The 6,447-nt window shown below is 51.3% G+C and carries 4 protein-coding genes; 1 reads left to right on the top strand and 3 read right to left on the bottom strand.

Annotated elements, in window-relative coordinates; genetic code table 11:
* The first annotated feature begins 31 nt into the window (after positions 1–31).
* Positions 32–2,317 (top strand): ATP-dependent DNA helicase, encoded by a 2,286-nt coding sequence (locus AZ66_RS11365; RefSeq protein ID WP_044354963.1) that lies wholly within the window; start codon positions 32–34, stop codon positions 2,315–2,317.
* A 123-nt stretch (positions 2,318–2,440) separates the two neighbouring features.
* Here AZ66_RS11365 and AZ66_RS11360 read toward each other — a convergent pair whose 3' ends face one another.
* The 3 genes from AZ66_RS11360 to AZ66_RS11350 form a co-directional block, all read right to left on the bottom strand.
* Entirely contained in the window at positions 2,441–3,301 is an 861-nt protein-coding gene (locus tag AZ66_RS11360; RefSeq protein WP_021260555.1) for a MurR/RpiR family transcriptional regulator, read from the bottom strand.
* A gap of 98 nt (positions 3,302–3,399) precedes the next feature.
* Positions 3,400–4,077 (bottom strand): hypothetical protein, encoded by a 678-nt coding sequence (locus AZ66_RS11355; protein ID WP_044354962.1) that lies wholly within the window; start codon positions 4,075–4,077, stop codon positions 3,400–3,402.
* A gap of 56 nt (positions 4,078–4,133) precedes the next feature.
* On the bottom strand, positions 4,134–6,281 hold the full coding sequence (locus tag AZ66_RS11350; RefSeq protein WP_231586836.1) for a hydantoinase/oxoprolinase family protein: 2,148 nt from the start codon (positions 6,279–6,281) through the stop codon (positions 4,134–4,136).
* Between the last annotated feature and the right edge of the window lie 166 nt (positions 6,282–6,447).

Here is a 6,447-nt window from a genome sequence, read left to right as displayed (position 1 = left end):
TGTTCTATAGCGAAAGTCAGCGGGTGAAGCGATGAAGGATCAAGTGAAAATCGCTGTGAGGCCTTTGGTTGAGTACGTGTACCGCAGCGGGGATTTGGATAGTGGATTCAGAGCGGGAACGGCACTGACGGAGGGGACTAAAGCGCATCAGCAGGTGCAGCGAACTTACGGTGAGGCGGATCAGAAAGAAGTATATTTATCGGCAGAGATTCCTTGCGGAGATCTGTTGTTTGTCATAGACGGGCGCTGCGATGGGTTGTTAGTAGAAGAAGACGGATCCGTCGTCATCGATGAGATTAAGTCGACTTCCGGCGAGATCCCACAGACATTGGAGGATACCTATCCGGTTCATTGGGCTCAAGCTAAATGCTATGCCTATATGTACGCCAGAGAGCATGAACCTGCTCGAATGAAAATCCAATTGACCTACGTACAAGTCGTAACGGGCGAACAAAGACGGTTTCAGCAGGAAGCAGTTTTTGCGGATTTGGAGTTATTTGTATTGGATGTGGTGGAGAATTACGCTTCTTATGCGCGGATGCTTCGCGAACACCGGATTTCACGGGACAGAAGCATCAGCGGGCTGGAGTTCCCTTTCACTAATTATCGGGCTGGACAGCGTAAATTGGCGGGAGCGGTCTATAAAGTGATCGAAGAGGGAGTAAAATTATTTGCCAAAGCTCCCACAGGGATCGGAAAGACGATCTCGACAACGTTTCCTGCAGTAAAGGCAATGGGAACGGGACAGCTTGAGCAGTTTTTCTATTTGACCGCCAAGACGACTACCCGTACAGCAGCGGAGGAGACGTTCTCCCTGATGCAGTCGCAAGGATTGCAGATGCATACCGTAACCATGACCGCCAAGGAGAAAATTTGTTTTCAGGATCAGGTGAGCTGCCGCAAGGAAGATTGTCCATTCGCCGATGGCTACTATGATCGAATAAATGAGGCGGTACTTGATATATTGACTAACGAGTTGCTTATCACCCGGCAAATCATTGAGCAATATGCACGCAAGCACCGAGTTTGTCCATTCGAATTTTCGCTTGATCTCGCTTATGCGGCGGATGCGGTGATCTGCGACTATAATTATATTTTCGACCCTAGAATTTCTTTGAAAAGAATGTTCGCCGAGCGGAAGAGCCGGACGGCGCTTCTGATTGACGAGGCGCATAATCTGGTGGATCGGGCGCGAGAGATGTATTCGGCCACATTGAATAAAGGGGATTTTCTCAGCTTGCAGCGGGAATATAAAGAGCTTAACGCTGAGGTGCACAAGGCGGCCAAGGCAGTGAACGCCTTCTTTATACAACTGCGCAAAGAATCGGACGGAAACGCACAAATTACGCAGGAAGTTCCTGTACAACTGGTTGAACGGGCCGAGGCATTTATCCTCGCAGCAGAAGAGGAGCTTGGCTCCCGTCAGGATACACAGCAGTCGCAATCGTTGATGCAGGCTTATTTTGCGACGCAGAATTTTGTGAGGATCAGCAAGCTGTACGACGAAAGATATGTAACCTACGCCGAGATTTCTTCGAGAGAAGTATCCATGAAGCTGTTCTGTCTTGATCCTTCTCATCTGCTACGGGAAATGGGCAAGGGTTTCCGCTCGCATATTTTCTTCTCGGCTACCCTTACGCCAATGTCCTATTTTCGGGACATGCTGGGGGCAAGTCCGGAGGAGGATTATACATTATCGCTGCCGTCTCCTTTCTTCCGCGAGCAGCTCGGGGTTCAGATCGAGCCGTTGTCGACGCGTTATCACGATCGCGAGGGAACCAAGCTTGGGCTGGTGAGACGCTTGGGGCAGATGATCACCGATCGTCCCGGAAACTATTTATTCTTTTTTCCTTCCTATGCTTATATGAATCTCATTTATGAAGCTTTTGCTGCTGCTCATGCAGAAGATGCAAACTTGCGGCTGTTGCTGCAGCGGGGAGATATGGCTGAGGAGGAGCGGGAGAGTTTCCTGTCAGCCTTCGATGCTGATAATGAAGGGGTATTGATCGGTTTTGCGGTAATGGGCGGGGTTTTCTCCGAGGGGATAGATCTAGTGGGAGACCGCTTGACTGGTGTTGCCATCGTTGGTGTAGGACTGCCGCAGATCGGCCTGGAGCGTGATATCATCCGCGATTACTTCAACTCGCAGGGGAAGAACGGATTTGACTATGCCTACGTATATCCGGGTATGAACAAGGTACTGCAGGCCGGCGGGCGGCTTATCCGTTCAGAGACGGATCAAGGGGAATTACTGCTGATCGATGACCGTTATCTGCATCCGCATTATGCGGCATTGCTGCCTGATGAGTGGAAGTGAGCGGGAACGGAAAAACTTTCACATAAACATGGATTTGACCCAAAAGGTTTTTGCTCGCAAGTGTGATCATGAAAAAAGCGCCCTTTCCGTGATGGAAAAAACGCTTTAGGAATTTTACTATTTTTATAAATAATAGTTGGTCATCGCCTGATCGCTGGCCAGAACGGCCTCACTGTCAAGTTTCTTCTTCAGGTAAGCCTTGTCTGATGAAATGAAGATGCTCATGATCAAATCGACGACGAACAGGAACGTAATGTGGTTGGACATCAGCGCGCTGTTATTGACCGATATCTTATCCGGCACGATGATGTTCACGTCCGCATTCTCCGTAATGGGTGACGAATCGTAACAGGTGATCGCAACCGTCTTGACCTGGTGAACCTGTGCGATCGCTACCGTCTCCACGATTTCCTTCGTCGAGCCGGAGCGGGAGAATGCCACAACAGCGTCCTCTTTGCTGCACTGTGCGGCGGCGATTTTCATGGCGCGGCTGTCATTGATCGCTTCGGCCATGATGCCGATGATGGACAAGCGGTTCTTCAAGGCGATAGCGGCCAGATAAGAATCGAACATGCCAATTATATAGATGCGCCGTGCTCCCTTCAGAATGTCTACCACTTGGCGGAGCTGTTCCTCGGTGACAAGCGCTGATGTATTGACAATCAGTTCATTATAATCGAGTGCAAGCGCATCGATCGGATTGATTTCTCGTCTTTCTTTTTTCTTAGCCTGCATATCCCGATAGAAGGCGTCTTGGGCGAAGGCGATTTTGAAATCGTTGAAGCCCTTGAATCCGACCTTTTTACAGAAGCGGTTGATACTTGTCTCCGATACGCCGACTTCATTGGCAATGGCCGTAATCGTGTTGCGCGTAATAAAATCCGGATTGTGTATGACGAAATTGGCGATCTGATTCTCACCATATGTTAATTTTTGCGATTGGGATACGATTTTGGCGATGACGGCCGGAACTTGTGAAGACATGATACCTCCTCCTGATCTAACGCTGGAAATGACTACTCCGGCGTGTCTGGCAATAGCTTTCCCCATTATATCATACTGAGTGAGGTATTGAGAGTTCGTCACATCCATAATTTGCAAGTTTGGATCTGCTCCATAAAATCTCCCGTCGCAAGCTGTTGCTCCCTGATCATATAGGCATAGTCCAGCAAGTTGGGGAGGAAGGGAAGTCCCAGCAGCTCTTTGCAGAAGGCATGCGCAGCAATCTCACAGCACTGCACTACGCTTGATTTCCTCGTATATGGCCCTAACTTAAAAACCTCGATCCGCTCAAGCTTTTCATTCGTAAAAATCTGCTCCCGATACTCCAGCCAGTGATAGAACTCATGAGCCAGATGAATATCGACGAGGAGGTCGAGATCAGCTGCGCTCCTACTGAACCTTTCGCCTAGTATCTCTTGGCATACCGTCCGCATTCCCTCGAGCGAGGAGGCATACAGAATAATTTCCGGCGTTGTCTTGGTGAAATCGATCTGTGCGCGAAAGGAAACGTTATGAAATTTGCCAGAAGCCTCTGTGATCTCATAACGAAGTCCGGCGTCCCTGCACATGCCGCGAATGCCGAGGCCTTTGTATGTCGCAGCCGCCAAGCGTCCGGCCTGAAGTGACTCACGAACGTAATATGGAATCTTCTCTGGCGGTAATTTATGAAACAATGGATCCTGGCGCAGCTCCATACAACCTAAGACTTCATCGGTCAGACGGGACAGTGAGTTCGGCAAAAGGGTTTGAACCGGCATTCGGACGCCTCCTTAACGCTCTGCAGTTTCATTAGCAATACAAGGCGGGCTTCCTATTACTGATAAGCCACAACCAGCAATTCATCCTCTGCTGCGAGCATCTCGGTTTCAATTTCAAGGATGGACAGCAGCTGCTCTTTGGTCTGCATGCCGGTTAAGTCCAGCATCTTCTCCTTATAAAAGACGAACACCTTTGGTATCGTGGCATTGGCATCGGAATAAATGGTGTTATCGTCCAGGAATGAGCTTAGCGCTTCCGGTGCGGATTTGCTCAGCTTCGTATAGTGCACATTGCTCTTCTTGAAGCGGACGACCCCTTCACGGTCGAGAACGCTGACAGAGCGGGATTTCTTTTTTAACAGGCCAAAAAATGATTTCTTCACATTCTCGCTGACGAATAGGCTCCAGCGCCCGGTCTGTGCGGCGAGTGTCGTCGATTCTAGCGGCTGGTCGATGGAGCTGGCAGCAACGGCCCACATATCTTCCACCGACATTGCCTCCTGTGTCAGATCCTTGGAGCGCAGCTCGGTAGAGCCTGTCGCCATAGCGCGGAGAATATTCTTCTGGCTGTCGATCTCGATGCTGACTTCAACCGTCTCCTCGGAAGCACCAGACTGTACGATACGCTCGATGATGTCGGCGCGGATGCGTTTGATATCCTCTTCGGTCGGATTGACGACCGTCCGCTCTAGCTGTTCTTTGACCATGGCTAGCGCTACTCCGATCGTGGATACATAAGGCGCATTGTTGGCGATTTGCGACTTCAAGCCTTCGCGCTCCGCCATTGCCGGGACGAGCACTGCACCGCTGCCGCCGCCGCCAACCAGCGTGACGAAGCTGCGGTCGAGCTCATAGTCCTCGATCATCTCGTTGACGGTCTTCATCGTCTTATCGATGGCGATATTCATAACCTGTCTAGCGGCTTCCTCTACACTCAATCCAACATGATCGGCCAGCGCCTTCCAGGATTTCAGTGCCGCTTCCTTGTTTCCTCTGGCATAATCGCCCTCGGGAATATAATTCAGAATGTTGGCCGCTCCGGCTAGTGTATACGAGAACTCTTTACCTCCGGCGCATTCACAGATGACGTATTCGACAGGATCGCCCTCACGGGGGCTGATGAATTTCACCTTCGGATCGACGATGTTCTCTGTCGGGGTGAAGGCTTCGTACTCTTTACCGGCGATATGTGCGCTGCGCGGCCCAACATCGGTGATTCTGCCACTTGCCACCTTGATCATGCTGCCGCCGGCGATGCCGAGCGTGCGCACATCTAAGGATTGCAGGTAGGTGCGGTGGCCGCCAACCTCGGCATTCTTGATCATTACCTTGCCGTTCTTGATCACGGAGATGTCGACACTAGTTCCGCCGACCTCGAAGAAGATACCGTCGGAAATCTTCTCATACATCAGCGCCCCGGCAACACCTGCGGCAAGACCGGATAGCATCGTCAGAATCGGACGCTTGCGCACCTCGTCAATGCTCATGACACCGCCATCGCAGCGCATAATCATGAGTTGGGACTGGATGTTGGCATCCTTGACGGACTTCTCGGTCATATTGGCGGTCTCCATCATTTTTGGAATGAGGGAGGCGTTAATGACGGCTGTTCGTGTCCGTGTCTTCAGCCCGTAGAGCTGGCTGATCTCATGTCCTCCTGTGGCGTAAAGGCCCTTGCGGTTGGCAAGATCAACGACGCGCAGCTCATTGGTTGGATCATCCACGCTGTATGCCTCGGAGGCGACGATCACCTCGGCGCCCTGGGCCGCCAACTCGTCGATGGCATTGTTGATCTGCTCATCCGTCATGTTCTTGGAGTCCAGATACGTATGAAAAGTATGCAGGAATTTGCCCGGAGCCAGCTCGATATCGCCTGGATTGGACTCGGAGCGGGCGCTGAGCCCGTCGATGCCCGAGCCCATACCGATGATGCCGATACGCGCTACGTCTCCTTCGAGCAGGGCGTTGGTAGCCTGTGTTGTTCCGTGGGCGATGAAGGTAACGTCTTCGGGCTGGATTCCTCTGCTGTCCAGAATTCGCTTCAGTATTTGTACAATCCCTCTAGCCACGCCGTCCGGGTCATGGTGGGTGGTGGGGATTTTCATTTTCTCAATGACTTCGAATGTCTCATTGTCGATCAGTGCCGCATCGGTAAACGTACCGCCGACGTCAATGCCGACCCTTACTTTCGTTCTCCCCATCATGTTCTCCTCCAGTTGGCGGGTCAAGGACCTTTTGCTTGAACCTTGTAAAGGTTTTCGCAGGGCCCTTGTACCCGGTTTTACTCACGTACAAACCGCGTACGCTGCGCTCCTCAGTCCCTAGCTTCATCCAACTGAAGCGTTTTGAAAAAACGCACATCGGAAGCAT

The sequence above is a fragment of the Paenibacillus sp. E194 genome, assembly GCF_000935845.1.
GTDB classification, from domain to species: Bacteria; Bacillota; Bacilli; order Paenibacillales; family Paenibacillaceae; genus Paenibacillus_B; species Paenibacillus_B alvei_B.
The sequence above is the reverse complement of the archived record's forward strand: the minus strand, read 5'-3'. Positions and strand labels throughout refer to the sequence as shown.

What these genes read in the sequence shown, in the direction of transcription:
- AZ66_RS11360 (WP_021260555.1), bottom strand. Translation starts at nt 3,301, where the DNA reads ATGTCTTCACAAGTTCCGGCCGTCATCGCCAAAATCGTATCCCAATCG.
- AZ66_RS11365 (WP_044354963.1), top strand. Translation starts at nt 32, where the DNA reads ATGAAGGATCAAGTGAAAATCGCTGTGAGGCCTTTGGTTGAGTACGTG.
- AZ66_RS11350 (WP_231586836.1), bottom strand. Translation starts at nt 6,281, where the DNA reads ATGATGGGGAGAACGAAAGTAAGGGTCGGCATTGACGTCGGCGGTACG.
- AZ66_RS11355 (WP_044354962.1), bottom strand. Translation starts at nt 4,077, where the DNA reads ATGCCGGTTCAAACCCTTTTGCCGAACTCACTGTCCCGTCTGACCGAT.